This window comes from Sporomusa termitida (genome assembly GCF_007641255.1).
GTDB lineage: Bacteria > Bacillota > Negativicutes > Sporomusales > Sporomusaceae > Sporomusa > Sporomusa termitida.
The window spans coordinates 1,086,628-1,112,688 of record NZ_CP036259.1 but is presented as its reverse complement, the minus strand read 5'-3'; the positions used below and the strand labels follow the sequence as shown (position 1 = coordinate 1,112,688).

Annotated in this window: 25 protein-coding genes and 1 riboswitch; of the genes, 3 read left to right on the top strand and 22 right to left on the bottom strand. The window is 50.1% G+C overall.

Annotated elements, in window-relative coordinates; all coding sequences use genetic code 11:
• Window positions 1-40 precede the first annotated feature (40 nt).
• From speE to SPTER_RS04980, 3 genes are read right to left on the bottom strand one after another with little or no spacing between them, the layout of a single operon-like run.
• Window positions 41-877 carry a polyamine aminopropyltransferase gene (gene speE / locus SPTER_RS04990; protein ID WP_144349320.1) on the bottom strand — a complete coding sequence of 279 codons (837 nt, stop codon included), beginning with the start codon at window positions 875-877 and terminating at the stop codon, window positions 41-43.
• Between the two features lie 4 nt (window positions 878-881).
• On the bottom strand, window positions 882-1,124 hold the full coding sequence (locus SPTER_RS04985; RefSeq protein ID WP_144349319.1) for a hypothetical protein: 243 nt from the start codon (window positions 1,122-1,124) through the stop codon (window positions 882-884).
• 5 nt (window positions 1,125-1,129) lie between these two features.
• Window positions 1,130-1,648, bottom strand: a complete 519-nt coding sequence (locus tag SPTER_RS04980) for a YmaF family protein (RefSeq protein ID WP_144349318.1) — start codon at window positions 1,646-1,648, stop codon at window positions 1,130-1,132.
• Between the two features lie 165 nt (window positions 1,649-1,813).
• Here SPTER_RS04980 and SPTER_RS04975 point away from each other — a divergent pair, with 165 nt between their 5' ends.
• Window positions 1,814-2,953, top strand: coding sequence for a GGDEF domain-containing protein (locus SPTER_RS04975; RefSeq protein WP_170233150.1), 1,140 nt, complete (start codon window positions 1,814-1,816; stop codon window positions 2,951-2,953).
• On the opposite strand, the gene SPTER_RS04970 is transcribed toward SPTER_RS04975, so the two are convergent.
• Window positions 2,898-3,221 (bottom strand): AzlD domain-containing protein, encoded by a 324-nt coding sequence (locus SPTER_RS04970; RefSeq protein WP_144349316.1) that lies wholly within the window; start codon window positions 3,219-3,221, stop codon window positions 2,898-2,900. The two genes, SPTER_RS04975 and SPTER_RS04970, sit on opposite strands and share 56 nt — an antisense overlap.
• Window positions 3,211-3,897: an AzlC family ABC transporter permease gene (locus SPTER_RS04965; protein WP_144349315.1), complete on the bottom strand. Its 687-nt coding sequence runs from the start codon at window positions 3,895-3,897 to the stop codon at window positions 3,211-3,213. The genes SPTER_RS04970 and SPTER_RS04965 overlap by 11 nt, the downstream gene beginning before the upstream one ends.
• A 113-nt stretch (window positions 3,898-4,010) precedes the next feature.
• Here SPTER_RS04965 and pdxR point away from each other — a divergent pair, with 113 nt between their 5' ends.
• Window positions 4,011-5,525, top strand: coding sequence for a MocR-like pyridoxine biosynthesis transcription factor PdxR (gene pdxR / locus SPTER_RS04960; protein ID WP_144349314.1), 1,515 nt, complete (start codon window positions 4,011-4,013; stop codon window positions 5,523-5,525).
• 64 nt (window positions 5,526-5,589) lie between these two features.
• On the opposite strand, the gene SPTER_RS04955 is transcribed toward pdxR, so the two are convergent.
• Window positions 5,590-6,225 carry an HD domain-containing protein gene (locus tag SPTER_RS04955; protein WP_144349313.1) on the bottom strand — a complete coding sequence of 212 codons (636 nt, stop codon included), beginning with the start codon at window positions 6,223-6,225 and terminating at the stop codon, window positions 5,590-5,592.
• 105 nt (window positions 6,226-6,330) lie between these two features.
• On the opposite strand from SPTER_RS04955, the gene SPTER_RS04950 reads away from it, so the two are divergent.
• The gene (locus SPTER_RS04950; RefSeq protein ID WP_144349312.1) at window positions 6,331-7,047 is read left to right on the top strand and encodes an SIMPL domain-containing protein; all 717 of its coding nucleotides are present in this window, start codon (window positions 6,331-6,333) and stop codon (window positions 7,045-7,047) included.
• Window positions 7,048-7,100: 53 nt separating this feature from the next.
• On the opposite strand, the gene purH is transcribed toward SPTER_RS04950, so the two are convergent.
• The 16 genes from purH to SPTER_RS04870 form a co-directional block, all read right to left on the bottom strand.
• Entirely contained in the window at window positions 7,101-8,642 is a 1,542-nt protein-coding gene (purH, locus tag SPTER_RS04945; RefSeq protein WP_144349311.1) for a bifunctional phosphoribosylaminoimidazolecarboxamide formyltransferase/IMP cyclohydrolase, read from the bottom strand.
• A gap of 19 nt (window positions 8,643-8,661) precedes the next feature.
• The gene (gene purN / locus SPTER_RS04940; RefSeq protein ID WP_144349310.1) at window positions 8,662-9,279 is read right to left on the bottom strand and encodes a phosphoribosylglycinamide formyltransferase; all 618 of its coding nucleotides are present in this window, start codon (window positions 9,277-9,279) and stop codon (window positions 8,662-8,664) included.
• A gap of 11 nt (window positions 9,280-9,290) precedes the next feature.
• Entirely contained in the window at window positions 9,291-10,343 is a 1,053-nt protein-coding gene (purM, locus tag SPTER_RS04935; protein ID WP_144349309.1) for a phosphoribosylformylglycinamidine cyclo-ligase, read from the bottom strand.
• A 15-nt stretch (window positions 10,344-10,358) separates the two neighbouring features.
• Window positions 10,359-11,795 carry an amidophosphoribosyltransferase gene (gene purF / locus SPTER_RS04930; RefSeq protein ID WP_144349308.1) on the bottom strand — a complete coding sequence of 479 codons (1,437 nt, stop codon included), beginning with the start codon at window positions 11,793-11,795 and terminating at the stop codon, window positions 10,359-10,361.
• The gene (gene purC, locus SPTER_RS04925) at window positions 11,795-12,508 is read right to left on the bottom strand and encodes a phosphoribosylaminoimidazolesuccinocarboxamide synthase (RefSeq protein WP_144349307.1); all 714 of its coding nucleotides are present in this window, start codon (window positions 12,506-12,508) and stop codon (window positions 11,795-11,797) included. The genes purF and purC overlap by 1 nt, the downstream gene beginning before the upstream one ends.
• A gap of 146 nt (window positions 12,509-12,654) precedes the next feature.
• Window positions 12,655-13,152: a 5-(carboxyamino)imidazole ribonucleotide mutase gene (purE, locus tag SPTER_RS04920; protein ID WP_144349306.1), complete on the bottom strand. Its 498-nt coding sequence runs from the start codon at window positions 13,150-13,152 to the stop codon at window positions 12,655-12,657.
• 121 nt (window positions 13,153-13,273) lie between these two features.
• On the bottom strand, window positions 13,274-14,644 hold the full coding sequence (locus SPTER_RS04915) for an NCS2 family permease (protein WP_144349305.1): 1,371 nt from the start codon (window positions 14,642-14,644) through the stop codon (window positions 13,274-13,276).
• A 208-nt stretch (window positions 14,645-14,852) separates the two neighbouring features.
• Window positions 14,853-14,954, bottom strand: a riboswitch (purine riboswitch).
• Between the two features lie 88 nt (window positions 14,955-15,042).
• On the bottom strand, window positions 15,043-15,516 hold the full coding sequence (locus SPTER_RS04910) for a NanQ anomerase/TabA/YiaL family protein (protein WP_170233149.1): 474 nt from the start codon (window positions 15,514-15,516) through the stop codon (window positions 15,043-15,045).
• A gap of 374 nt (window positions 15,517-15,890) precedes the next feature.
• Complete coding sequence (locus SPTER_RS04905) at window positions 15,891-17,732, bottom strand: nitrilase-related carbon-nitrogen hydrolase (RefSeq protein ID WP_211367477.1); 1,842 nt, start codon at window positions 17,730-17,732, stop codon at window positions 15,891-15,893.
• Window positions 17,733-18,036: 304 nt separating this feature from the next.
• The gene (locus SPTER_RS04900; protein WP_246105487.1) at window positions 18,037-18,840 is read right to left on the bottom strand and encodes a methyltetrahydrofolate cobalamin methyltransferase; all 804 of its coding nucleotides are present in this window, start codon (window positions 18,838-18,840) and stop codon (window positions 18,037-18,039) included.
• Window positions 18,841-18,864: 24 nt separating this feature from the next.
• Window positions 18,865-19,494 (bottom strand): corrinoid protein, encoded by a 630-nt coding sequence (locus SPTER_RS04895; protein WP_144349303.1) that lies wholly within the window; start codon window positions 19,492-19,494, stop codon window positions 18,865-18,867.
• A 99-nt stretch (window positions 19,495-19,593) separates the two neighbouring features.
• Window positions 19,594-21,078 carry a trimethylamine methyltransferase family protein gene (locus SPTER_RS04890; protein WP_144349302.1) on the bottom strand — a complete coding sequence of 495 codons (1,485 nt, stop codon included), beginning with the start codon at window positions 21,076-21,078 and terminating at the stop codon, window positions 19,594-19,596.
• Between the two features lie 30 nt (window positions 21,079-21,108).
• Window positions 21,109-22,224, bottom strand: coding sequence for a tyramine oxidase subunit B (locus tag SPTER_RS04885; protein WP_144349301.1), 1,116 nt, complete (start codon window positions 22,222-22,224; stop codon window positions 21,109-21,111).
• Window positions 22,225-22,637: 413 nt separating this feature from the next.
• Complete coding sequence (locus SPTER_RS04880) at window positions 22,638-23,057, bottom strand: aconitase X swivel domain-containing protein (protein ID WP_144349300.1); 420 nt, start codon at window positions 23,055-23,057, stop codon at window positions 22,638-22,640.
• Complete coding sequence (locus tag SPTER_RS04875; RefSeq protein ID WP_144349299.1) at window positions 23,054-24,337, bottom strand: aconitase X; 1,284 nt, start codon at window positions 24,335-24,337, stop codon at window positions 23,054-23,056. Before SPTER_RS04875 ends, SPTER_RS04880 begins: the two co-directional genes overlap by 4 nt.
• 152 nt (window positions 24,338-24,489) lie before the next feature.
• Window positions 24,490-25,866, bottom strand: coding sequence for a sodium/glutamate symporter (locus tag SPTER_RS04870; RefSeq protein WP_144349298.1), 1,377 nt, complete (start codon window positions 25,864-25,866; stop codon window positions 24,490-24,492).
• Window positions 25,867-26,061 lie beyond the last annotated feature (195 nt).

Here is a 26,061-nt window from a genome sequence, read left to right as displayed (position 1 = left end):
GCCGGCCACAGCTCGCTTTTTTTCTTCACTATTAAACTATTTATTTAAGTAAATCTTGCACAAAGTTGGGTAAAGCAAAACAACTTTTTTGAAGCTCGCGGTTGTAATACCGTGTATCCAGGTTATCCGGAATCCGGTTCCTGTCGGTATGGAGGGGGTCATATTGTTTGGAGCCGATGGTAAAGCAATGTAACCCGCTTGGATATAGGGGAATATTAGCCAAATACAGGCGGGTAATGGGGAATAGGGAGGCGATGTCGGCCTTAAGCCGTTTAATCAGGTCCTGATGAAAAAAAGGTGATTCAGTCTGCTGCACGAATAAACCATCAGGCCTGAGGGCCTTATGTACATTCTGATAGAATGCATGGGTAAACAGCCCGGCCCCCGGCCCGATAGGATCAGAACAGTCTACGATAATAACATCATATTTGTTTTCCACTTCCTCCATATGCTTGATCCCATCACCAATTTTCAATTGCAGCTTGGGATGGTTGTCATTTAAAGCCACACTAATCTCAGGCAGGTATTTTTTGCTGACATCAACAACCAGGCCGTCAATTTCCACCATCTCCGCCACTTCAATCGACTGATGTTTAACAACCTCGCGGGCCGTCCCGCCGTCGCCCCCGCCGATAATCAGAACCGTTCTGGGATCAGGATGCACAAACAACGGTACATGGGCAATCATCTCATGGTAAATGAACTCATCAAAAACCGAGGTCTGGAATACGCCATCCAATACCAGCATCCGCCCAAATTCAAGCGAGTCAACTACCGCGACCTCCTGATATTCTGACCGGCCGGCATAAAGGGTTTCCTTAATCCGAACGGAAAGGCCCAAATTTTCAGTTTGGTATTCTGTATACCATAACTCCATTATATCATCCCCTTTTACTTATTTTAACTTCTATAGCTTCCCCTAATTCGCATGATTTGTTCAGCCAAAATTCATCACCCAAAAGCCATATAGAAAGATACATCTGTAATAACAAAGGAGCTGTAAAACTTACCCAACCTATAGTTTCTAGTTTAGCGCTTGCGGCTGTAGCGGTCAATAGCCAAAACGCACGCTTACGGCCAGAAAAAGCAGCCTGCAGCAAAATTGCTGCAGGCTGCTTTTTCAAAACCGTTATTCTTCTTCCGGCCGCTTACCATACTTATATTTATATTTATGTTTTGGCATATCACAGCAGTCGTCATCATCGTCGCAACAGTCGTCATCATCGTCGCAGCAGTCATCATCATGGTCGTGTTCGCAACAGTCATCGTGATCATCGTCACGGCTAGACGGTCCAAGACCGGTAGCACCGGTAAAAGTATGGCAATGATCATCATCTTCACTGGTCGTACCTTCAAAATAATGAACATGACTACAGTCAGGCATCTCAATAGCCGGACCTGTCATGACATCTGCCGTATGCCAATGACCGCATTCGCCTTCTTCAACGATAAATGAAGTCCGGCCATGGATTCTGTGAGTATGGGATCTCCCCCGTTCCTGGGCCTGACCGCTAACCCCCAGAATAATGTGCTGATGATCATCAGCCACATCCACTTCCGTAAGATAAGTATGCACATGCAGCATATTCGGCCGGGGTTTATTGTGATGGTGATGTTTAGGTTTACGATCCTCTACATTGATCGGCATAGGTTGTCGCACCTCCAAAAAAAGATTTCCTACACCATATCCTATGCAGCAGACTGGGCAAGCGCCACTATTTATTCTGTTTACATATTACAAAAATGTGTCAACTTAATTTTGCTAAGCATATAGTATAGTACCAAGTAGTCAAGTTCTTAGATGGAGGGACTTATGCCGAAAGATAAAAAAATCGGTAAACCACTGGCAACCCGGATGTTTGTTCTGGCCTTAATCACCGGCCTTTTAATCTCTTTGTGCACGCCCTTGACTTATCTCGGCTGGGCCTGGAAAGCCAAACAGGCCGAAACAGCAGCACTCGCTGAGCAAATTGCCCGGGAAGCGCAGGCAATCATCAGCAACACCCCGTATGAGCAGCAGTACAACTTGCAACAGCTTAACAAGCTGACTTCGGAATATCGGCAACAGCCCAATATTAAGCATCTTACCATTACCATCAACCGGTTGGCCGGTGAAACCTCAGCCCCGGCAGCTACACCATCAATAGTTGATGTTACGAAGCGTGTGGATATCACCGTTCACGGCACAGCCTGCGGCTACGTTGAGTTAACCTCACCAGCCACCCCTGTTATTATGTCTACTATACTTTTAGCTGGGATTTTCGTGGGTCTGGGCCTGTTGACCAATACCCTGCTATACCGTCTGCCTGTTGGCATAATCAGTGAAACTGAAAAAGATCTGGATCTGATGACTGCCAAACTGAAAAATAAGGCCGCCGAGCTTGCCCATGTTCAAAACATTCTTGAACAGGCCGCCCTCATTGACTGTAAAACCGGTTTGTGCAACACCAGTCAGTCAATTAAACTGCTTGATGAGGAAATGGCAAGAGTAGCTGCCCAGGGCGGCTCACTCAGCGTGCTTATGCTGGACATTGACCATTTCAGACACTATAATGATCATTCCGGCTATATCCGGGGCGATGAAGTGCTGGTTACAATCTCTACATTACTAAAAACCTATATACGCACTAATGATTTAGCCGGACGGTTTGGCGGCGAAGAGTTTATTATCCTTCTGCCTGCTGTTAACAAACAACAGGCCATGGCCGCTGCTGACAGACTGCGGGCCAGCATTGAAAAACTGCCCTTCCCTGATGAAGAACATCAGCCTGGTCATAAGATTACGGTCAGCATCGGCATCAGTACCTATACCGGTGAGCCCATATCGGTTCAGCAGCTTATTGCCCAGGTTGAACAGGCACTGCAATACGCTAAAAATGCCGGCCGTAATACAGTCTCTATATTCCCAACCACCGCAGCGACAATATCGAGATCAAACCCAGCCCCATTGTAAGCATGGCGTTCCGGCCCAGATAAGCCGCAATAGCCGTCAGTATTCCCGCGAGTAGATAATGATTATGCAGTGACAAATCAATCCAGCCTTGCGGCAAAATTAACCCCGGTACAATCAACGCTGTTAAAACAGCGGTCGGAAGATGTTTAAACCAGCGTTCAAACCAGGTTGGCAGACCGGTTTGTTTTAATAAGGCAACGGCCCCAAACCTTGTCAAAAAGGTAACCGCCGCCATCCCGAGAATGATCAGCAGAATTTCAGAACGCATGCTTGTCCTCCTTTTCTAATAAGCCGCCTGTTATGCTTGCTGCCAAACAGGCGGCTATTATATACCATTTCCCGGGCAGGTATACAGCTCCCACTACGGCTACAATCGCAGCAACAGAGCAGACAGCAATACTGACATAATTAGTCAGCCGCGGCATCAGCATTGCCAAAAAGGTTGCCGGCATTGCAAAGTCAAGTCCCCAGGCCAGGGGATCAGGTATATAGCTGCCTACCAGTACACCGACCGTTGTCGAGGCCGCCCAAATAATATAAAATGCCCAGCTGCTCCCCATCTGGTAATTTGCATTATACCCTTCCCGGTCCGTGCGGCTCATAATAACTGCGTAGGCCTCGTCCGTCAGGGAAAAAGTCAGCAGCAATTGCCGGGCCAGCGGCAGCTTTAGCAGATATGGCGCCAAAGACATCCCCATCAGCAAATGCCGCAGATTAATTAACAGGGTAGTAAATACAATAAGGCCCCAGCCGGACAACCCTGCGCCTAACATGGTAATACCGATAAACTGGGCCGCGCCGGCAAATACCAGTAACGACATCAGGACTGTTTCTACAGGCGTAAGGCCGGCAGAAAGGCCCATTATCCCGCAGGTAATGCCAAAAGGCACAACCCCCAGCATAACCGGCAGGCTGTCACGTACCCCTTGCCTATACTCATCCATAATCACACCACCTTCTGTAATTTATTTTATATTACCCGGCAGGAAAAACATTGTAAATATCCAATTATTAAATCAATAAGAATAATTGGATATTTAAGGAGTTTTTTTCAGAAATGGATATATCCAAAATTATTGACAAAGGTTTTCTTAGTGCCGACTCAAAAATACCGCTCTACAAGCAGATTGCCGGCCTGCTTGCTGAAAAAATTAACAACCGCCTGCTGCCGGCCGGCAGTAAACTGCCGCCGGAGCGGGAACTGGCTGTTCTTTTACAGGTTAGCCGGACAACAGCAATCAATGCTTACCGGTGGTTAGAGGAGCAGGGATTGATCATCACTAAGGTAGGAAGCGGTACCTATGTGGCTGATTTGCTGACAACTCTGCCGCCCAACCCGTCTGTCCCCTGGTCACAGTTATTTACCCCCAGTCCCAATACCCAGCTGTCATCAATTTTACGGGAACTGATGGCATCGGCCTACACAGAGGACAGTATTTCCTTGGCAGCCGGCATGCCTGACCCGGCCCTCTATCCGCTTAAGCACTTTCACCGGCTGTTTAGCCAGCAATCCTCCCACCTCTGCGCGGCCGAACTGGGGCATATCCCAACCGAGGGCTACATGCCGCTGCGCCGTATTTTAGCCGCCAGGCTGCTAACCAAAGGCTATGATATTACCCCGGCTAATACAATGATTGTAAGTGGTTCGCAGCAGGGGCTGTATTTAATTGCCAAAGTTTTTCTGGAACCGGGCGACTATGTAATTGTTGAGTCGCCCACCTATCTTGGCGCCATCCAGGTATTCAGTGCCGCCGGCGCCCGCTTACTTAGCCTGCCGGCTGTAAACAACCTGCCCCTTGAGCTGCTGGAAGACTACCTGGTCCGTTACCGCCCCAAACTGTTCTATGTTATGCCGACCTTTAAAAACCCCAACGGCCGGGTTATGCCGCTGGCGGAACGGCGCAAATTATTAGAACTCGCAGCCAAACACCGTCTGGTTATTGTTGAGGATGATCCCTACGGCGAGTTGTATTATGACAGGCAGCCCCCGCTTTCGCTTAAGGCCCTTGATCCGTTTGGCGGCGTCATCACCCTTGGCACTTTCTCCAAAATCCTTTTTCCCGGTCTGCGCACTGGCTGGGTGACTGCGCCTGAGACCGTAATTAACCGGTTTGCCCTGGCAAAACAGTACATAGACCTGCACAGCAGCAATCTGTCCCAAAAGCTGCTCTTTGATTTCCTGGCCGCAGGCCTGCTTGAGGACCATCTGCATACAGTCCGCACGGAATACACAAAGCGCCGTGACTTAGTAGCCGGCGCCCTGGAGCAATACTGCAGCCCCCATCTGACTTTCACCCTGCCGGCCGGCGGCTTTTACTTTTGGTGCACCCTCAGCCAGGGGCTCCTGACCAGGCAGCTCTTGCATGAAGCAGGCAAAAGAGGGGTATCTTTTGTTCCCGGCGAGGCCTTCTATGCCGACGCTGCCGGCGCCGGCGAGCTGCGGCTGTGCTTTGCCACCCATCCGGAAGAACGCCTGCTGGCAGGCATTAGACGCTTAAGTACCGCGTTACAGGTTCTCGTAGACAGCAATGCCGGCAGTCAGCCGCGGCCGGCGGTAACGCCCATTATCTAATAACAACAGCAGGAGGTTACTACCATAAAACATGGCGGTTCCGGTCTACGCGGTAACGGCACCGCTAGCGGCTGCTAATTATAAGCTGCTCACTAAGCGCCACTAGATTGCCTTGCGCCGCCTGTTCGTACCTTTCCCGGAAATACTGGGTTTGATAGATTGCGTCCCGCTGCAGCAACTGTTTAATAACCTGCTGCCGCCCCTGGCAATAGGCTGCCGCCGGCAGATAGCTGTATTCGGCCCTGATCTGACGCTCATAAGCAAGAAAGCCCGGCCAGTCCCGTCCCAGAACAGCCAGATCAATATCTGCCAGATAAGCCCCGTCCCGGTCGCCGGCCGGCCGCCGGTGAGCTGTCAGCAGGATAAGCTGAACCGCCTGCCGGCTAAATTGAGCCGGCAGGCCAAGCTCCGCCGCCGCGTACCGGGCAGCGGCAGCGCTTAAGATTTCATTGCTGGTGGCCCCGGGCACACAGACAATATCATGAAACCATAACCCGTATTCCACCAGTTCAGGCTGCACCAGCTGCGGCTTAATCTCATCCAGATGCCGGAAACAATCAAGAAGATGAGAACTGCCATGATACTGCCGGAAGTATTGCTGATAACTGTCCAGCAATACCTGCAGAATTGCTTTCCCAGCCTGGTTATTAACCCCTAATCTAAGAGTAAGCGCCTGCCAGCGCCCCGCAAGTTGTGCCATAACAATGCCTCCGGCCTATTTTTAGCATCATGCAGATATTTTCGGTTTTGTGCGTTACTTTCCCGCCGCGCATCCGTTTATATAGGCAAAGGGAGTTGATCACACATGTATAAGTTCATTAAAGTGTTAACCATGGCGCTGTTAATTATGACAGCTGCGCTGCCGGCCGCTATAGCTGCCGAAAAAAACCCCAATAGCACCGAAGTACAGGTAGGCGGCAGTCATCAGGAAGAAATCGCCCCCGATATAGCCTATATCAATCTCGGAACCCTGACCGAAGCAGCTACGGTGACCGCTGCCCAGACAAAAAATGCTGAAATCTCAGCCAACCTGCGCCGCCAGTTGGCAGACTTGGGAATTAAGTCTGAATACATAAAAACGGCGCACTATACCGTAACGCCACTTTACAAAAATGATGATAATGGCCGCCGCATCCCCAGCATTATCGGTTATCAAATTACCAACAGCATCACGGTAACCGCTGCGCCCGAACAGGCAGGCGAAATCATCGACACCGCTCTTAAGGCCGGCGCCAATCAAGTCAACAATATCCGCTTTGGTAAAAAGGATGAAGCCGATGTGAAAAATGCCGCCCTGGCTCAAGCCGTCCGCGAGGCAATGAGCAAAGCCGAAGCAATTGCCACAACCTTAAACAAACGGATAGTCAGGATTAAAAGTGTTAGCGAAGCCGGTATTAATCTGCAGACACCGGAACTGACCGGCCGCATGTACAGCCAAAGCCTGATGGCCGATGCCACACCGGTTTCAGCCGGACTGGTGACGCTGACAGCCAATGCCCAGGTAGTGGTAGAGCTGGAATAAAAATCACCGGTTAATAAGCAAAGGGTCAGGCGCGCTGCCTGACCCTTTATTTATTAGTGTTTGAAATGCCGCATACCGGTAAATACCATAATAATACCATATTCATCAGCCGCTTTAATTGAATCTTCATCATGCACTGAACCGCCAGGCTGAATAATGGCCCTGATACCGGCTGCCGCCGCCGCCTGCACCGTGTCGGCAAAGGGAAAAAATGCATCTGAAGCCAGCACAGCCCCATTGGCCTGTTCACCGGCCTGGGCCAAAGCAATGCCGGCTGCCCCGACCCGGTTCATCTGGCCGGCGCCAACGCCCAAGGTCTGATTATTATTGGCAATAACAATCGCATTGGATTTAACATGCTTGACAACCTTCCAGGCAAATAGCAGCTGCTCCCAGTCTGCGGCCGACGGCTGGCGCCTGGTGACGATTTTCATGCTGTCCGGACTGACAGTTGTCATATCGGTTTGCTGCAATAACACCCCGCCGGCCACTGATTTTACATCAAGCCGGGTGCTGTCAGGCCGGGGCAGAGTGGCAGCCAGCAAACGGACATTCTTCTTTTTTGTCAGAATGGCAAGGGCCGGCTGGCTAAAGGCCGGGGCGATGACGGCCTCGGCAAACAGTTCGCTGATCAGCTGGGCCGTTGCCTGATCCACTTCCCGGTTTACACCGATAATACCGCCATAAGCCGACAAAGGGTCAGCCTGATACGCCTTATGGTAAGCTTCGGCCAAGGTTGCCCCGGTGCCGGTGCCGCAGGGGTTGGTATGTTTGATAATGGCGGCGGCCGGCTGCTCAAATTCGGCGGCCAGTGCATAGGCCGCTTCGACATCAACAATATTGTTAAAAGACAGCTCTTTGCCATTCAATTGTTGGGCGTTGGCCACACCCGGTCCGGAGTAATGCTGCTCACGATAAAAGCCGGCCGCCTGATGCGGGTTCTCCCCATAACGCAGCTCCTGGGCCTTTTCATACACCAGCTGCAGTGTTGCCGGGAACAGCCCCTGTCCAAGCTGCCCGCTCAAATAACGGGCAATACAGGCATCATAACCGGCAGTGTGGCTAAAGGCCTCTTGCGCCAGTGCCAGCCGGCTTTTACCATCAATCTCACCGCCGGCTGCCAATTGGGTTATAACCTCCCCGTACCGCACCGGGTTGACAATGACTGTTACATAGTGAAAATTCTTGGCCGCGGCCCGGATCATAGCCGGACCGCCAATATCGATGTTTTCTACAGCCTCTGCTAACGTCACCGCCGGTTTGGCAATCGTTTGGCGGAAGGGATACAGGTTAACAGCCACCAGATCAATCCCGGTAATATTGTGCTCGTTCATCGCTGCCTGGTGAGCGGGATTATCTCGCATCGCCAATATACCGCCATGGATATAGGGGTTTAGCGTTTTTACCCTGCCGTCCATAATCTCGGGAAAACCAGTGACTTCACTAACATAGGTAACAGGTATGCCGGCATTTTTGATGGCTTGCATCGTACCGCCTGTAGAGATAATTTCCACCCCAAGTTTATGTAAAGCAGTAGCAAACTCAACAATGCCGGTTTTATCCGACACACTTAAAAGCGCGCGTTTTATTTTCATCAGGATTCCTCGCTATCACTTACTCTTTGTCTATTATGTTTACATGCCGGCCTGCGGCAGTCAGTCGCCCTGCGCAGTATAAAGCGAGAGCGCGGGGATACAGAATATGTTCAGCGTGCAAGATACGTTCAGATAAGGTTTCAACGGTGTCAGTTCCCAGAACCGGTACGGCTTCCTGCAAAATAATCGGACCCGTGTCCATCCCGGCATCAACAAAGTGGACTGTACAACCGGTAACCTTTACCCCATAAGCCAGGGCCTGCGCCTGCGCATTTTCACCGGGAAAGGCCGGCAGCAGTGAAGGGTGAATGTTCATGATCTTTCCGGCAAAACGGTCAATAAAATATTGGCTTAGAATACGCATAAAACCGGCCAATACCACCAGTTCAACATGGTGAATGGCAAGTTCTTCGGCAACAGCGTCCTCAAATTGCCGGCGGCTGGCAAACAACCGCCGGTCAATACACAAAGCCTGAATATCTACTCCTGCCATACGTTTGAGCACATTGGCCTCCGGGTTATCACTGATAACCACACCAATTTTGGCATCAAGCCTGCCGGCCTGAATAGCGTCGATGATCGCCTGCAAATTGCTGCCACGCCCTGATGCCAATACACCGATTACCGTTTTTTTCATAATACAGCCCCCTACTTGAGTTCGACCTGGCCCGCACCGGCAATAATCCTGCCGATAATATAGGATTTTTCATCCCGAGCCGCAAGATTGGCCTGGATAGCCGGCACTTGTTCGGCAGGAACGATCAAAATCATGCCAATTCCCATATTAAAGGTCCGGAACATCTCGGTTTTGGCAACCCCGCCCCACTGCTGCAGAAGGTTAAAGATAACCGGCTCAGGCCAGGCGCGGGAATCTACCTCAACCCCGCAGCCGGCAGGCAATACGCGCGGAATATTATCGTAAAAGCCCCCGCCCGTAACGTGCACCATGCCATGAATATCAAATTCTTCAATCAGCGGCAGGCAGGTTTTGGGGTATAACCGGGTCGGTTCCAGCAGCTCCTGGCCCAGCGTACGTCCGAGTTCGGGAATAAAGTCAGCAACACTCAGCTTTTTTACATCAAAACAGATCTTGCGTACCAGGGAATAGCCGTTAGAATGGATACCGCTGGAAGGCAGGCCAATTAACATATCACCAGGTGCGATCTTCTCACCGGTTATAATCTTCTCCCGGTCAACAACCCCCACGGCAAAGCCGGCGATATCATATTCACCATCCGGATAGAAACCGGCCATCTCGGCAGTTTCACCGCCAATAAGCGCACAGCCTGATTCACGGCAGGCCATCGCCACCCCGCTGACAATCGCCGCCACCTTTTCCGGTTCGAGCTTGCCAACAGCCAGGTAATCCAGGAAGAAGAGCGGTTCCGCCCCCTGGACCAGGATATCATTCACACACATAGCCACACCATCCTGGCCGATGGTGTCATGCTTATCGGTCATAAACGCAATTTTAAGCTTGGTGCCGACACCGTCGGTACCGCTTACCAGTACAGGCTGGCGGTACTTACCGGCATTAAGGGCAAACAAACCGCCAAAGCCGCCGATATCCCCCAGCACCTCGGGGCGGTAAGTAGAGCGCACATGCCGTTTCATTAATTCCACGGCTTTGTTGCCGGCGTCAATATCCACCCCCGCATCACGGTAGGTAAGTTCAACATTTGTTTTTTGCTTATCGGTCATTTTCGACCTCCTGCTCTAGCATTTACTTACTGTTGGTTCAAACAGAAACTTATTATTTGCACAATCACCGTCACCGGGTGTCCGGGCCGGATAATCACAGTTAAAACAGGCATTGCATAAGGTTTTTTGCTGAATGCGGTCAATTGATGCATGCAGGCCTGCCAGGCTCAGATAATGCAGTGAATCAGCCCCGATAAATTGCCTGATCTCCTCTACTTTTTTATAAGAAGCAATCAGCTCTTTGCGGGCTGAGGTATCAATACCGTAATAACAGGGAAAACCGATGGGCGGGGAGCTTACACACATATGCACGGCGGTGGCGCCGGCGTCCTTCAGCATGCGGACAATCTTACCGCTGGTGGTTCCCCGCACAATGGAGTCATCCACCATGATCACCGATTTGCCTTTAACTACCGAACCAACAGCATTCAGTTTAATCCGGACCCCCATATCCCGCTTTTTCTGCTCCGGCTGGATGAAGGTCCGGCCGATATAACGGTTCTTCATCAGGCCTTCAGCAAAAGGAATTCCCGACTCGTGGCTGTACCCCAGAGCAGCGGTTGTCCCTGAATCCGGTACCGAGATGACGATATCGGCCTGGAAGCCGCTCTCCCGCGCCAGGGTGCGGCCCATGCTGAACCTGGCCTGGTATACACTCTGGCCGTCGATTACGCTGTCCGGGCGGGCAAAATAGATATATTCAAAAACACAGCCGGCCCGCCGGTCAGATTCGGCAAAGCGCCGCGTTACCACGCCGCTGTCATCAATAATGACCATCTCACCCGGTTCAATGTCGCGGACAAATTCTGCGCCTACCGTATCAAGCGCACAGGATTCGGAGGCCAATATCCAGCCATCGCCCAGCCGCCCCAGGCACAACGGCCGGAACCCGTGCGGGTCACGCACGCCAATCAGCTTGGTTTCGGTCATAATAACCAGGCAATAGGCACCATGAACATTAGTCAGGCTGTCAATGATTTTGTCCTCAACTGCCGGTTTGCCGGAACGGGCAATAAGGTTTACCAGCACTTCACTGTCAATGGAGGTTTGGAATACACTGCCTTTTCGTTCCAGCTCTTCCCGTATTTCATGGGCATTGGTCAGATTGCCATTATGGGCCAGACTGATCTGGCCGCCGGAATAATTGACTAACAACGGCTGGGTGTTGCGCAAGAGGCTGGAACCGGTGGTCGAGTAGCGAACATGACCGATAGCAATACGCGCCGGTAGATCAGGCAGGTTATGCCGGAATACCTCGTTCACCAGCCCCATACCGCGCTGGACATCCATGACCTGACCGTCAGTAACAGCAATGCCTGCACTTTCCTGCCCCCGGTGCTGCAGCGCATACAGGCCCCAGTAAGTGGATAGCGCCACATTCTCCCGCCTGGCAAAGATGCCGAATACGCCGCACTCTTCCCGCCATTTATCGCTTTGTATATCGTAAAGCATTAGGATTTCTCACCTGTTAGTCTTTTCAGTACTTCCCGGTAGGCTTCTTCAACATTGCCCAAATCCCGGCGGAAGCGGTCCTTATCCAGCTTTTGTCCGGTTTCACTATCCCAGAACCGGCAGGTATCAGGCGAGATCTCATCCCCGAGGAGTACTTCGCCTTTATGCACACCAAATTCCAGCTTAAAGTCGATAAGCTCCACTTTTTTGTCTTTCAGGAAAGCGGCAAGAATTTCATTAATTCGCAGAGCGTATTTTTCCATGGTTTCAACCTGAGCCGGTGTTGCCAGACCAAGGGCCTGAATATGATAGTCATTGATCAGCGGATCACCCAGTTCATCATCTTTGTAATAAAGCTCTATGATTGCAGTCGGCAACTTTCGCCCTTCTTCCCAGCCAATGCGCTTAGCCAGGCTGCCGGCGGCAATATTGCGGACAACAACCTCTACCGGCAGAATAGCCAGCTTTTTTACCAGCATTTCGCGTTCGCTGAGCATTTTGATAAAATGATGGGGAATACCTTCTTTTCCCAGCAGATTAAAGAAAAAGGTCGATATTTTATTGTTAAAGACCCCTTTATTGTCAATGGTACCGCGCTTTTCACCATTAAAGGCGGTAGCATCATCCTTAAAATACACCATCAATTCATCCGGATTCTCAGTAGCAAATACTTGCTTTGCCTTTCCCTCATACATAGGTTTTTGCGTTATCATTTTCTGCCTCCTTAAAATATTCAATGATATAAATGCCAATCTGGATTTCTTACAGCAGGTGTTAGTCCGCTGCGGGATTTCACTGACACCCTGCCGGAAAATCTTTATTTGGCTGTATACAGACAATATTGGGTAACAGCAGAATGTTAATTGCGCGCAGCAAGCTTCTCAGCCAGGCGGGCATCTTTTTTTTCTACTTCCGCTGCCATCTGTTCACGATGAGTCGTCAGTTTAGCGGCAAGGACCTCATTATGTACCGCTAATATCTGGGCCGCAAACAAGGCTGCATTTTTGGCACCATTAATAGCCATAGTCGCAACCGGAATGCCTGCAGGCATCTGCACGATGCTTAATAGCGCATCCATCCCCCCGAGCGGAGTGGCATTAACCGGAATGCCGATGACCGGCAGGGTTGTAAAGCTGGCAATAACCCCCGGCAGGTGAGCCGCAGCCCCGGCCGCGGCAATAACGACCCGGACACCGCGGTCTCTGGCCCCGGCCACAAATTTGTGTACCTTAGCAGGTGTGCGATGGGCCGATGCCACCAGTAATTCGGTCTCAATATCAAACTCATGCAGCTGAGAAACCGCCGGTTCCAGCACCGGCCAGTCGGAATCACTGCCCATAATAATTGCTACTTTCATATTTCATCCTCTCATTGCGGCCGCACGCCGAAGTGTATATTAAATTTATAGTGAGCATCTTCCGTGAAACCTTGTAACTAAACCCAGATATTTATGAAAATATCTGGGTTTAGTTTTCCCGTTATTCAGCCAGGAATACGAACCGGCATACAACAAGCACCGCCAGAACATAGACGATCCAATGAACCTCGCGTCCCCGGCCGGTAACAAGTTTTAGCAGCGGATACATCACCAGACCGGCGGAAATGCCGTTAGCGATGCTATAGGTAAAGGGCATCATGACAATCGTCAGGAACGCCGGCAGCCCTTCCGTCAGATCACCAAAGTCAATATGCCGGATCGACTCGATCATTAATGCCCCGACAATGATCAGGGCCGGAGCAGTAGCCGCATCAGGAATAAGTCCGGCCAGCGGTGTAAAGAACAGGGCCAGGAGAAAAAGCACACCACAGACAACCGCCGTCAGCCCGGTTCGGCCGCCCGCCCCCACCCCGGCAGCACTCTCAACGTAGGCAGTAATTGTGCTGGTTCCCAGCATAGCCCCCAGACTTACACCGGTGGCGTCTACCAGCATGGCTTTGCCAATACCGGGGAATTTCCCGTTCTTGTCCATCAGGCCGGCTTTAGAAGCAGTACCTACCAGGGTACCCATGGTATCAAACAATTCCACAAAGGTGAAGGTAAATATAATTGCCAGCAGGCCCATATTCAAGGCCCCCATGATATCCAGTGCCAAAAAGGCATTATTGCTGAAATCCGGTATGGCAACAGGCGAAAAGCCGGCGGGAATTTTAACAATACCCATGATTATTCCCATGACGGTGGTAATAAAAATGCCAATCAGCATGGAGCCTTTTACCTGACGGGCCATCAGCACACCAATAAAGAGAAAGCCAAACACCGCCAATAATACCTCCGGCTGGGCCAGCTGCCCCATCTCAATAATAGTTTCAAAGCTAAGGGGGGTGCCATTGCCTTTAGCGGCCACAATTTTTTCCAGAGTAGGCGGAATCAGTGATAGGCGGATAGTCATAATGCCTGACAGCTTAAGACCGATAATTGTGATAAACAGGCCGATCCCCACTGTAATTGCATGTTTTAAAGAAGTGGGCATACCCTCAACCAGCAATTGGCGCACTTGCGTTACAGTAAGCAAAATAAAAATAAGACCGGAAATAAATACAGCACCAAGCGCAACCTGCCAGGGGACTCCCATACCAATAACAACCGTAAAAGCATAAAAAGCATTAAGACCCATGCCTGGTGCCAAGGCAATCGGATAATTGACAAAAACACCCATCATGATCGATACCAGCCCGGCACCAATTGCAGTAGCCAGAAGTACCGCATTCTTGTCCATTCCCGCTGACCCCAGAATACTAGGGTTTACAAACAATATGTAAGCCATAGTCATAAAGGTGGTAATGCCCGCGATTACCTCTGTTCTGACATCTGTCTTGCGGGAACTGAGTTTAAAAAACTTTTCCAACATTTCTTTTTTTCTCCCCTTCGGCAATATAGTGGGTGTTACCGCCAACGCTACAGTTTATCCGAAAACGCCAAAAAACCCCTGACAGGGAATTTCGCATGAACTATAGAGCGAAACTTCCCCGCCAGGGTTTTTATCCCATCGGTGTAGTGTTAACAAACAACACCTGCGCCACTTGGTCACAGACCACAGCACAGAAGCTATGCGGAACCCTAGGCGCACTTTCACTCGTAGTCGGGCGATTTACGGTCGCCAGGTAGAGACTTTTGAGCCATATCCTCAAATATATACGAGCATATTGATTTACTTGTATTGTACCAGGAGTGGACAAAATATGTCAATGAAAAAATCGAACTTTAAGAATGATTTTGGAATTATTGTTCGGAAACCACCGGCGGCGCTCATTTCAGCAGGGACATCCTGATTTTAACAACCGCCTTTTTAACCGGCTGCGCCTGCCGCCACGCACAGTTCGGACGATGCACATCCCAGGGAAAAAATATGGCATACATGCCGGCAGTCATTACCAGGTCTGTTTCCGGCTGCCCGGTTTTAAAAAAAATAACATCCTTGGCTGCCAGCTCATCTGACAATACCTCATTGTCGTCGGCCAGCAAACTGTACGCAATCAGTTCTTCGCCGGCAACCATATACTGGATATCCAGATACTCCACATGCGCCTCCGCCCGGCGCATTGCCCGGGGCTGGGTCTCATATTCATTAATCGCCACATACATGTCCTGGCCTTCAAGCTCATGCTTGCCGGCCGGCAGCGCAGACAGGTTGGCTGTTGTAAGATATGCAAGCCCCTTGACAAGGGCCCGGGGCAGTAATGGCGCATCCTTGGCCAGGTTTGAAATGTGTCCGAAAATCACAGCTACTCCTCCAATGCTATTTATAATCTACCGGCGCCAGGATAACGCGGCCGGGAAAACTAAACAAGACACGCCTGAGATTACCGGCATACGGCGCCAGGCTGTAAAGCAGACCGCCTATTGACTTCTGCCAATAGGCTATTAATTAGCTTGTCAATATTCTTCGGCAAAATTCTGGCAAATCCTTCATTTTTTTGCCGGTATACTTATAACTCCACACCAGTTCATCCAGCTGCGCAAGGTTACTGCCCCCTCTATCCCCGCTGCCTGCCTCGCCGGCCTGATTGCGGTATTCGCTATTGGCATCGCCGGAAAAAACCCGTTAGCCTAAGGCCAGCGGGTTGTGGAGTTTGTCTGTTTTTGAATAAGAGCTGTTATTGTACAAGGGGAACGTAATAGGGGGTCCGCCTTGACAGCAGCAGCTTCTCCTGGTTAAACCACCATTGCGGCTGAATGGTTTTAAAGTTAACCACCAAGACTTCTTCTTTGTCGCCTGCTGCCACAGCCGGCTGATCAAGACCATACAGCGGATCCAGGGTATACAGACTGCTATGGCCTGAATATCCCGCTGTGGTCCCCATAAAATTAGCAACCAAAGTATACGCCTGCGCGCCTATGGCTGCGGCATCCCAGATAACCATCGAGCCTGCGGGATACTTATTGGCCGACATATCCGGATGAATTGTCATATAAGAACCGTATTGGCCATGCCAGGCCGCCGGTATGGCAATAAAATCAGCCCGCTTAACGGCCAAAACCCCGGCCGCTTCCGGATAGAGCGCGTCTTCACCAATTAATAGGCCGAACTTGCCCAGTTCCGGGGCGCTGAATACTGCCAGTCTGTCACCGGCAGTGGCCCATCTTTTATCGCTGTCGCTGAGATGCGTCTTGCGGTATTTGCCAATTTCGCTGCCGGCTTTGTCGACAACAATCGCGGCGTTATACAGTTTATTGCCCGCTTGCTCAATCAGGCCATATACTATCGCTACCTGGCTAGTTTTGGCGAGTTCAGCCATAAACCCGGCGCTGCCGCCGTCTGCCGGTTCAGCAAGGGATTTTACGGCCGCAATACTCTGCTTATCCATAGGGCCGGTCAAAGAGAGTTCCGGCAAAACGATAATATCCAGGCTGTTATTCTCCCGGCGGGCCTGCTCTACCGCCGCGGAAATGAGCCGGGCCACCTTGGCTTTATTGGCCGTTTTATCACCGACCACCGGCTCGTACTGGACAATACCTGCCCTGAGGTCATGGGGGATGGTATTTTTAGTGTAGTCCCACGGTGCAATATAGAGCATTAAATCCTTATACAGTTCCGGCCGCCGGGTTGCCAGTATCTGTTTATTTTTGTTTTTGTACGCTTGGGGATCGATTATTCCGTAAAGGATCATTGGTTCAGCAACGGCTTTGCTTTTATCCGCTGCTAACGGCGCTTCCGCCAGTTTCACCCCTGTTGGTGACCAGATTGCACTGGCCCCGATCATATGAAATCCATTTTCCGTGTTGGAACGATTGGCACTGACAATATACAGCCCATTTTGCTGCGCCCTTGCCGGCAAAGCGGCAATAGCCTGGGCGGAGGAGTTAGTCGGGAAAGCCAGGATATCCACACCGCCCAGCGCCGCTAACCTGGCGGATTCAAAATAAGCGGAATCCATACAGATATTAATGTCTATCCTGCCGATACCGGTAGTAAATACCGGCACTCCCAAGTCTCCCCACGCAGCCCAATGCTCTTCCGTCTCCCACTGATGGGTTTTTCTGTACTTGCCGATATATCCCGCCGGACCAACCAGCGCTGCCGCATTATAAAACAGGTCGGTCCGGGCATCTTTTTCCGCCATGCCAAAAACGGCATAGGCATTGTATTTACTGGTTAGATTCCCTACCCGTTTGGTTATTGTTCCGGGAATGGTATCAACAAAAGGACGTATAGCCTCGCGGTCCCGGTAGTAATAGCCGGTAGTCGACATCTCCGGGGCTACCACCAGTTTAGCTCCGTTTTTAAAAGCCTGCTCGATTATACTTAATAACTCGTCAACATTTTTATCCCGCTCGTTAAGTATTGGATTAAACTGAATGGCAGCAACCTTGAACGGCTGTAATTTGTTACCACGGTTTTGCGCTGATACGGTATTAGTCATGGTCCCCGCTAAAATCAGAGTGACCATGCCTGCTAATGCCAGGCACAGGGTAAATAGCCGCAGCTTTGCATGCATTTATGAGCCCCCTTTTCATATTACTTATGCCAATACGGTGTGACAGCAGCAGCTAAGCTAAAAGCCAGACTCAGAACAGGCCATAAACTAAATTATTGCAATAACTATGCCAGTATCTTCAGTGCCTGCCCAATATTACACCCCTTGCTTGTCAATGGTGTTGACCCACCCATCCGCCTTTGCCAGCGGCCTATAAAACATCCGCAAAATGTTCTCAAGTGCTCTATTGTTATGACAAGGTGCTTTTTTCAAGCACACCCAAAAGCTATCTCTGTCAGGGGCTGACAGAGATAAACAGGCCAATTTAAAACTCAAACTTTTTCCTGCGATAGGCCGACAGATACTTACGGCAATATTCATCCTTACCCCGTAATGCCTCGGCGGCAATTATGCCGGCCATGAATTCTTTGTCCAGCGGATTGGTAATCATACCGTCAAGTCCCCGGTCAACCGCCATAATGCCAAAAGTCCGGTTTAGAAGCTTGCGCTCAGGCAAACCATAGGAGATATTGGAGAGACCGCAGATGGTATGGACGCCCGGATAGGCAGTCATGATTGCTTCGATGGCCTGTAAAAACTCCCGGCCGTAGGTATCGCTGGTCGACAGCGGCTGCACCAGCGGATCAACATAAATATTCGCCGGTGCTATGCCGTTTTTCACCAGTTCATTAATCAGCTTGTCGGCAATGTTAAGCCTGGCCGCCGCTGTTTCCGGCATACCTTCATCACTCATGCATAAGGCGACCACTTTGAAATCAGTTCCTGCAACCAGGGGCAAAAACACATCATATCGATCCTTCTCCAGGGATATAGAATTCAGCATCGGTATCCCCTTGTGAGCCGACAGCGCAGCTTCAATCGCCCGGGGATCCGGGCTGTCAATGCAGCAGGGCGCATCCACAGCCTGTTGCACCTGGGTAATCAGCCATTTCAGGTACCGAGCTTCCTCCTCGACAAAAACACCGGCATTGACATCGATATAATGGGCGCCGGCAGTAAATTGCCCGGTGGCAACCTGCTGGATGTAAGCGCTGTCTGCTTCTTTAATCGCAGTTTGCACAAGCTTGCGGCTGGCATTTATCAGTTCGCCGACTATTAACAAAATCAATCACTCCCCCGGTGGTTTTAAAAACTATTGCTGCTGGCGGCAAAAATCAACTGCTGCTGCCCCATCGGCCGCATAACCATCGGCACCAATCGCCTGGGCAAAATCCGCGGACACCGGTGCGCCGCCGATAAGCACTCTGACACTGGTTCGCAACCCTTTTTCTTCTAATAACTGAATGGTTTTTTTCATGTTGGGCATGGTAGTGGTCAGAAGGGCCGCCAGGCCCAGCACATCCGGTTTATGCTCGGCAACGGCTGCGGCAAATTTCTCTGCCGGTACGTCAATGCCCAGATCAATCACCTGAAAGCCGGAACTTTCCAGCAGCATTTTTACCAGATTCTTTCCAATATCATGCAAATCACTCTCAACCGTACCCAAAACTGCCTTACCGGCAATCTCCATGTCACCTTCCACAATGAGCGGTTTTAATAGGTCCAGGCCTGCATTCATGGTTTTGGCACTCAGCATGACTTCCGGCATAAACATTTCGCCGCTTTTGAACAGGGGGCTTACAACGGCCATTCCCGCCAGCAACCCGTTTTTAATTATATCGCTGGGCGCCGCACCTTGTTCAAGCATCCGGGCAATCAGCTTGGGGATTTCCTTATGTTGCCCGTCAACAACGGCGTCTTCAATATCCTGGAAATTAATCATTTGCATATGCCCTCCAATTTTATCGATATTCACCTGTAGCGCAGTTGCACAGTTTGTTTCTGGCAATTCAGAATTCGCAACCGAAAAAGACGGTTTTAACTAGTCAAGCCAGTTTTGCTGCATTCCCGGCACGGTCGCCAGTATTTCTTTTTCGGCTTTATTATCTATACATAACGGCTTATGGGTCGCCAGAATCTCCTTGGCCATACGCCGCGCCCGCTCCCTGGCATCAAGGGAGCCATTCATTTCCCACCTTGATCTTGAGTTGCGGTCTGCGGCCTTGTTATAGAAAAATTCCGGCTTCATGTGCATGGTGGTGTGATCATTGGCCAAATAATTGCCGGCCGGGCCAACCTCATTAATTACAGCCACGGCCAGTGTGTCGTCGTTTACCTCAATCCCCTTAACGGCGCGCATCGCCATACCGATAATATCGTCATCCATAACATATTGTTCGAACGCAATACTCAAGCCGGATTCAACCAGGCCTGCCGCATCATGGATATAATTGGAACCTGCCAGCGCCGCCAGCATGATGTTGGCCATGCTTTCGTACCCGGACTGCGCATCAGGTATTTTCGCTTCGGTTACGCCGGCCGTCGTATAGTTAGGCAAATGGTAGAAGCGGGACAGTTGGGCGCAGGCTGCATTCATAAGCCCCATCTCCACCGAGCCGAAGCAGAAAGCGCCTGTCCGTAAATCGGTAGTAGTGGGAACACAACTGTACAACACCGGATGCCCGGGGTTTAGGATTTGCGTAAGCAGCACGCCGCTTAATGCTTCGGCATTCATCTGCACCAGCGTTCCGGCCAAAGTACCGGGGGCAGTGCTGCCGGCCATGGGTGCCGTCGGGGTCGCCAGCGGCAATCCTGTCTCTATGGCGGCTATCATTAGTTCAGTATAATCCTTATCCATGACTAACGGGCTCATTATGCAGGTAATAAAAGAAATAAAGGGTTTTTTCAATAATGCTTCCCGGCTGCCGGCAATCATTGCCGCATATTTGGCTACATTTTTGACGCCTGCCGGAGTATAAACACCACCCATAACGTGTTTGCCTGTATTACGGATAGCCGCATAAAAACGGTTTACGTCAATGTCTTGCTTGGCCAGTTCAGTGGGCAGGCAGGAAATTACATAGAAGTGGATATTATCCAACGCATCCACAAGCCTGGCCGCCATCTGTACATCGGTAAGGGTCGAAGGCCGTCTGGCGCCGGTATCGATGTCAAGCACATTAACCGCCGTGCCGCCGGTCCCGATATACACCTTAAATCCGTCAAGCTCCAAATTGTGGCGTTCTTCCCGGCCATACAGAGTAATTTTGGCCGGAGCTGTTTTAATCTTATCCTTGATCCAGCTTTCACTGGCCTTGACAAGGTGACGCTTAAAATCGACGTCTGCACCTGCCGCCTGGAAAGCGCGCAAGGCTCTTTCCGAGTTGACCTGGATGCCGGCTTGCTCATAAACTTGCATGGTAGCTGCGTGGATTCTCTCAATTCCGTCCTGGGTCAGAGGCTGATAAATGCCCCCAACCAGTCCTCCCGGGAAATAATTAATAGGGCGTCTTGGTTGTCTCGCCATTTTCTCTCAGCTCCTATATATTGTATATAATTACAGCCAGTGTGGTTCGTCCCACAGGACAAGCTCTTGACCAATGCCCATTTTGCGGGCATTATGGTACAGCGTATGTCCCCAGGCCGCATCTTCCACAGGCATGCCGCCAATGATCAATATAAAGCGTTCGGCTTCGTTCGCCCTGCCAAGTTTTTTACCGCAGGCGATTTCACTGAGGCTGACCAAGTCGGTTGCATTAATTTTGCCTTGCTCACACAGGCGGAATACGCTTGCCCCCGGGAAGCCCAGACGTTTTGCCGGTGGAATTTTCTCTTCCTCCTCTTTCCAGGCCTGATGCATTTTTATCTCATCAAACACAATCCGGGAAGAAGTAAACAAGTCATCGGGAATGTCTGCCGTCCCTTGTGTGGCAAGCAAAGCATTGGGCTTAACCCATTCTTTTTGGAGGAGGGGCCTGGCACTGCCGGCAGTGGCGATGCTAATCACGTCACCGGCTCTAACGGCTGCTTCCATGGAGTCTGCCGGTTCGAAGGGAAACCCCAGCTCATTGCTCATTTGCGCGCAGAACGCTGCGGCTTTCGCTGGCACCAAGTCATAGACCACTGCTTTGGCCAGGCGCGGCAGGGCCGCCTGCAAGCAAGTAACGGTCGCCCGCCCCATAACCCCGGCGCCAATGATGGCCGCGACTCTGGCCTCCCTGCTGGCAAGATACCTGGCGCCGACGGCCGGGATCGAACCTGTCCGCATGGCGCTGAGCAGATTGCCGGACATATAGGCAAAGGGTTCACCGGTTTCCACATGGTTCAGTGTTACCATTAACACCGACCGGGGGAGCCCGCGTTTGGTATTTTCAATATTCGAGCCGTACCATTTGCAGGCGCAAAGGTTAAACCTGCCGCCCAGATAGGTAATCATTGATAAGAACCGGCGGTCAGGCCCGGCCACCGGCATATTGGGAAACCGCTTTTCTTCCGGGAAGTAAATCCGCTGACCATGCTCGTTCTCACTGATTCCGCCCATAATGTAGTCGCCCTCGCCGACCACCTTAAACATATCATCAATAGTATCCACACACTGCTTACCGTCGAGAACTCCCGCTTTCAACATGTCTTGCTCGGACAGATACAAAAAAGTAGTCTTCTTGCCAGGCATAATTGATCATCCCTCCAACAATATTTACCCTCATAACGAACAAAAGAAGGGTACAATTCTTTTGTTCGCAACCTATAACCGAGGTTGTTATATTGTTATCGCAATAACCGTGCCAAAAAGATAAAAGGGGGCTGAAACCAAGACACCCTCCAATTACAAAGAGTTTTGTAAGCGGCCGGTCAGGCGCATCGCCACAACGTTCCAGCTATTCTCAAATTGTTCTCAAATTATTATCAAATAGTTCTTAAAAAATATTGAATTTTTCGTCAAATTATTATTTACCCTAAATTATAGCAGAGACAGGAAAAAAAGTAGATATATTTCGTAACACTACCCATTCCTGCACCTGTTTTGCAGGTGTGGCGAGCTTAGAAAAAAATCTCTGCCTGGTGGCAGAGATAACCAATGGAACATTATTTAGGGGTAATTTCCACAATACCTGTACTGCCGTCAATTTTAACCCAGTCCCCGGTCTTAATAATTTTCACAGGGTCAGCTTCCGCAAAATCACAAACAGCTGGTTTTTCTAAGGACGCAATGGCAACCCCTATGCGGGAATCAATTATCGTTACTACCCAGCCGGCAGGCGCATTGCCGTTGATTTTTGCGGACTTAAAGTGGCAGGACCAGCCACATGAACCTTTGGCGCACGGAAGAACTAAAATAGTATCCTTAATGCATTTGCCTCTGTTGGGGTTGCCGTGTTCATAGATTATCCCGTCGGTTTCACCCAGGCTGCCGGTATTGCCGGCAATGCTGTCCGGACATACCAGCGCCTCGCCCCCGGCAATACCGCCAAAGGCCGGTCTGCCTTTGAGAATGATTGTTTTCATGCCGGCGCCTCCCATCTTCCCAAAATTGCAGCATCAATACATGTTAGCGTTTCTCCGCAATATACAGTGGCGGCAGTTTGCGCTCGCAGGCCTTTTGCCTGCTTAATTCCGCTAAGCACCATGGCTTTTGCATGTTTGTGGGCTTCATGCTTCATGCATATCGGGCAACTGCTGTCCAGCAAATGGGCACCGCTTTCTTCAATCGTTTTAGTAAAACCGTTATAATCGGCCAAGGCCTGATTGGATTTTGTTGTCCAAATCCACAATTCAACACCTTGTTTTACTTTTTTTCCTTGTAAATATCTTGCAATATCTCTAATTTCCTCAATAGCCAGATGCGGGCAGCCGATACTGACAAAATCCACAGGTCCGCTGCCCGGATCGCACACCAGCCGGCGTGTGTCCTCATAATCCTTTTGCGTAATAGCAAAATAAGCGGCTGGCTCTTTGCCTCCCAGTGCATCGTCCACTGTCCTGGCCTCGGGTGTAATGCCGACAACGTGGCAAATTTCGGCATTAGAAGATGTTGCCAGCGAGGAAAAACATTGTCTCAGCTTTTTAATGTCCGGTCTCTTGAAATTGCCGGCAATGACCGGCTTGCCTGCCCGGGGCAGAAACCTGCCGATAGTATAGCCAATAACGTCCCAGTCGAAAGAAGTTTGGGAAGGACATTGTATAGTAAACACAACATTCCCATATCTTTCTGCTTTAATATGCAAACCCCACCGGGGTGTTCTGCCGCAAATCGCCGAACAAACCGCGGCTTCAATGCCATCGGCATTGCCACACGCGCCAAAGACTGAGTTGCATAATAAGACATTGCTGGATTCTGTGGTGACAAAATGCTCGCCTGGCAAAGGAATCCAGCCGGAAAAATACGGTGTGCAGGTATGTACTTCTGAAGCTCCTGCTTCCCTGGTAATAGCATAAAAATTATTGTTCTTATCAAAAAATTCCTTGCTTAAATGAACGGTTGCAAAATCTCTGGTAACACAGGCAGCCACACAGGTCTGTACGGCACAGCTTTCATCAAATTGACCGATAGGGATAGGTTTATCACTATTCAGGTAAAATTTCGAAAAAATTTCATTATAATCATCGGTTGTAAAGCCTTCCAGATAATGTTGCGCACCGATAAACAGCGTTGCCCGGCTGATTTCACATAAATCTTTGGCTCCCAGCACATCGGCGTAGTTTACAATAAATTGCAAGGCTTTTTGCTTAAACTCTCCCGCTTGGCCATTAAGCATTTTCTGTTCAAACTCTGTCAAATTAACCATACCCTTTCCTCCTATAAGGTTTACCCGCATAAAGTCAATTATATTAGTTCTGTTTTGTGTCAGATATTTTTATATGTAGTGGGCACTGTCAACAATAGCTCCCTCTTAGCCAGGAAAAAGTCTCTGCCTGCTGACAGAGACAAGAGAAATACTTACATATTTATTTTTTCTTCGCCCGGCCGCAGTTCCGTCCGGTTGGGATTATACCAGTAGCCGGCCTTAATCGACAGAACGAAAATGAATAAAGATACCCCAATCAGCACAGCCGCGGTTTCTCCCACATAGCCCAGACCGACAAACACCGGCGTTAGCGAAACCAGGAATATTTCAACCACGGCAATGAAAATATACGCCAACCCGTAGTCTTGCAGCGCCTTGCTGCGGAATTCCGGATCAATGATCCTCAACAGAGTAACCCCTGTTGCCACTACGCCCGTCGCCCAGCCCCAGCAGAACAGCGCGCGCTCAAACCAATAATTATGGAACATTCTGGGCCCTAAGAACCATAAGAAGCCGCCGCACCAGACAAAGCCCAGAATGCACAGCAAAATTAACGGCACTGCGTATTGAGCGACTATGGAAATCTTGATTGAGGCGATGCCAAAACAAACCATGAAATCGGTTACGCAACTGCCAATTCTCGTTGTAACCTGCTTGTCAACATACTGACCTAAATTCATCCGGTTCAAAAGCAGCTGTAAAAGCACGCCGGCCAGCATTGACAAACACATCATGGGAACATCGTATTTAGGCATAATAACCTTAAAATACTGGTTGGAGTAATAGCCGCAGGCTGCAGCAATCAACACCAGCACCAGATGCCAGGCTAACGGGTCAATGCAACCCGAGCTTACAGTTCCCATTCCGATAGGCTTGCGTTCCTCCGGCGGGATTAGACCGGTTTTCATGCTTTCAGGCAGCTTGGCCATTGCTTTTACAAACCGGGTTATGCCCAGTCTTGTGGCAATATTAATGAACAGCAAACCGCCGAATATGCCTGACAGCATCCCGGCGGTAGCCATTGTGAACCCCACCGTCAACGCGTCCTTAAACCCATAGTTTTGCAAGACCCCGCCGATAGCAGTTGCATAACCATAGCCTCCGGCCCAGCCGGCCGGCAGCATTAAGGCAAATGCATGGTGTAAGTCGGGGAAAAACTGCTTGAAAACCAGTATGCCAAACAGCAGCGCTATACCAAACTGACCTATTTCCGCTATCATACTATAAGAAAAAGTGTCGCCGACCTCGGAAACAACTTTTTTCGGCGAATCCATTTTCTCATTGCCGAGAAATAAGGTGGCAAACAGCACGACAACCAGCATATACGGGTATGAGCCTATATTATTGGAAAAGGGCAAAATATTGAGAAATTGTGACCCCAGTAAAATTCCTAATACACCGGCAATAACGGATGCCGGCAGGTACAAGTTTTGAATTATCCGAAGTTTTGCTCTGAGAAGCTGACCAACAAACAACAAGCCAGCCACTATACAAAAATCCAGCAGCATGGTATATGGTCCGAATGGCATAATTCCCCCCACCTTTCCTTGGCATTAATAACTTACCTCAAATTCGGGATAATCTAAGCTTGATTCCATATTGGGGATAAACCCGGTTCGCATGGCTTTACCCCCCGCTGATTTCTCGGCTGTTTCTTTAGCAAATGAAGCATTGGTCCTTATAGCCAGCCTCCTAAATATCCTCCCTCCCCCAATATTTACTCC

Bases quoted from the DNA above. Each gene is read 5' to 3' on its own strand.
- speE (WP_144349320.1), bottom strand. From the start codon at position 877: ATGGAGTTATGGTATACAGAATACCAAACTGAAAATTTGGGCCTTTCC.
- SPTER_RS04980 (WP_144349318.1), bottom strand. From the start codon at position 1,648: ATGCCGATCAATGTAGAGGATCGTAAACCTAAACATCACCATCACAAT.
- SPTER_RS04975 (WP_170233150.1), top strand. From the start codon at position 1,814: ATGCCGAAAGATAAAAAAATCGGTAAACCACTGGCAACCCGGATGTTT.
- SPTER_RS04970 (WP_144349316.1), bottom strand. From the start codon at position 3,221: ATGCGTTCTGAAATTCTGCTGATCATTCTCGGGATGGCGGCGGTTACC.
- SPTER_RS04965 (WP_144349315.1), bottom strand. From the start codon at position 3,897: ATGGATGAGTATAGGCAAGGGGTACGTGACAGCCTGCCGGTTATGCTG.
- pdxR (WP_144349314.1), top strand. From the start codon at position 4,011: ATGGATATATCCAAAATTATTGACAAAGGTTTTCTTAGTGCCGACTCA.
- SPTER_RS04955 (WP_144349313.1), bottom strand. From the start codon at position 6,225: ATGGCACAACTTGCGGGGCGCTGGCAGGCGCTTACTCTTAGATTAGGG.
- SPTER_RS04950 (WP_144349312.1), top strand. From the start codon at position 6,331: ATGTATAAGTTCATTAAAGTGTTAACCATGGCGCTGTTAATTATGACA.
- purH (WP_144349311.1), bottom strand. From the start codon at position 8,642: ATGAAAATAAAACGCGCGCTTTTAAGTGTGTCGGATAAAACCGGCATT.
- purN (WP_144349310.1), bottom strand. From the start codon at position 9,279: ATGAAAAAAACGGTAATCGGTGTATTGGCATCAGGGCGTGGCAGCAAT.
- purM (WP_144349309.1), bottom strand. From the start codon at position 10,343: ATGACCGATAAGCAAAAAACAAATGTTGAACTTACCTACCGTGATGCG.
- purF (WP_144349308.1), bottom strand. From the start codon at position 11,795: ATGCTTTACGATATACAAAGCGATAAATGGCGGGAAGAGTGCGGCGTA.
- purC (WP_144349307.1), bottom strand. From the start codon at position 12,508: ATGATAACGCAAAAACCTATGTATGAGGGAAAGGCAAAGCAAGTATTT.
- purE (WP_144349306.1), bottom strand. From the start codon at position 13,152: ATGAAAGTAGCAATTATTATGGGCAGTGATTCCGACTGGCCGGTGCTG.
- SPTER_RS04915 (WP_144349305.1), bottom strand. From the start codon at position 14,644: ATGTTGGAAAAGTTTTTTAAACTCAGTTCCCGCAAGACAGATGTCAGA.
- SPTER_RS04905 (WP_211367477.1), bottom strand. From the start codon at position 17,732: ATGCATGCAAAGCTGCGGCTATTTACCCTGTGCCTGGCATTAGCAGGC.
- SPTER_RS04895 (WP_144349303.1), bottom strand. From the start codon at position 19,494: ATGATTAATTTCCAGGATATTGAAGACGCCGTTGTTGACGGGCAACAT.
- SPTER_RS04890 (WP_144349302.1), bottom strand. From the start codon at position 21,078: ATGGCGAGACAACCAAGACGCCCTATTAATTATTTCCCGGGAGGACTG.
- SPTER_RS04885 (WP_144349301.1), bottom strand. From the start codon at position 22,224: ATGCCTGGCAAGAAGACTACTTTTTTGTATCTGTCCGAGCAAGACATG.
- SPTER_RS04880 (WP_144349300.1), bottom strand. From the start codon at position 23,057: ATGAAAACAATCATTCTCAAAGGCAGACCGGCCTTTGGCGGTATTGCC.
- SPTER_RS04875 (WP_144349299.1), bottom strand. From the start codon at position 24,337: ATGGTTAATTTGACAGAGTTTGAACAGAAAATGCTTAATGGCCAAGCG.
- SPTER_RS04870 (WP_144349298.1), bottom strand. From the start codon at position 25,866: ATGCCATTCGGACCATATACCATGCTGCTGGATTTTTGTATAGTGGCT.